Origin of the sequence: Aeromonas sobria, assembly GCF_006243315.1 — a bacterium.
In the GTDB taxonomy this organism is placed as follows: Bacteria; Pseudomonadota; Gammaproteobacteria; order Enterobacterales; family Aeromonadaceae; genus Aeromonas; species Aeromonas sobria_A.
The window spans coordinates 1-750 of sequence record NZ_NKWE01000083.1; the positions used below are offsets into that span (position 1 = coordinate 1).

The 750-nt window shown below is 57.5% G+C and carries 1 protein-coding gene; it reads right to left on the minus strand.

Features of this window, described 5'->3' with window-relative positions:
- On the minus strand, positions 1–750 hold a 750-nt coding region (locus CF137_RS21315; protein WP_139721548.1), incomplete at both ends, for an IS1595 family transposase.

The window sequence follows — 750 nt, forward strand, 5'->3', positions numbered from 1 at the left end:
GCCTCATGCAGACACGCTTTGATATTCACTCCCTTCCCGTAACGCTCCAGCATCCTGCGCCAACCCAGATAATTCCTCAGATAATGAGTTGCCACGCCATGAAAGCGCACCATCCATTCTTTCAATCGATGGTGATAGCCGTTTACATGTTGAATGTGGAATGCTCCTACCACCCGCTCACCCTGACGATTGCGCACTACTTGATGAGTCACGCCCTGCACTTTACTGAAACTGGCATACACGCCCGCGCCATCGCTACACAGCACAGCATCCGGCGAGACAAGGGGCTTCAAGACCGCGATAACCGTTTCGGCATTCATCTGCTCTAACTGAAAATCCGCATGATGGCCAGCACGGTCTTGCACCACCATCACCGGGATGTAATCCGGCCCTGTTCCCCGGGTTCGCCCTTTACCACCGCGATGCCGTGCCGGACGCGGCAGTCCCCGTTGCCCCTTGAACGACTCGAGGAAGAAGGTTTCATCGACCTCAACGATGCCCTCTTCCCGTGTGGCTTGATGGGCGGCCATCGCACGCAAGAAGCGGTGACGCCAGAGGAAGGCAGTGTTTTTGCTAACCCCGCAACGCAGAGCGGCCCGGCGGACAGTCAGTCCTTCAATGAGGGCTTGCGCGTAGTCTTCCCAGCACTGCGCTTTACGTAATCTGGCCAAGGGGGTCTTGGTCAGCACGGTGCTGGTGCGCAGACACAGTTTGCAACGGTAGCGACGTAGTCCCCGACTCCATCCCCAG